Annotated in this window: 1 protein-coding gene; it reads left to right on the top strand. The window is 46.0% G+C overall.

The window, feature by feature from the left end:
• Positions 1 to 272: carboxypeptidase regulatory-like domain-containing protein (locus tag Q763_RS15245; RefSeq protein WP_035135889.1), on the top strand; the 272-nt coding region annotated here is incomplete at both ends.

Raw genomic sequence — 272 nt, forward strand, 5'->3', positions numbered from 1 at the left:
GTAACAGAACAGGAGTTGACCAGTTGTACAGTGCTACACCAATTTGTGGGGTTGAAGCTATAGTAATGGTAAGAGATGCCAATACAGGCAAACCACTTGCCAGTGCTAAGGTAGCCATCCTTGATGAGCGTAACAATGTAATTGAGACCAGAACGGCAGATGCTAATGGTAGGGTAACCTACAGTGTTGACTGTGACAGGGCCTATACCATACAGGCAAGCATGAGCGGTTATGAGAATAACAGTTTCCCTATTGCCAAGACTCATGGCGGA

Source organism: Flavobacterium beibuense F44-8 (assembly GCF_000769915.1).
Taxonomy (GTDB): Bacteria; Bacteroidota; Bacteroidia; order Flavobacteriales; family Flavobacteriaceae; genus Flavobacterium; species Flavobacterium beibuense.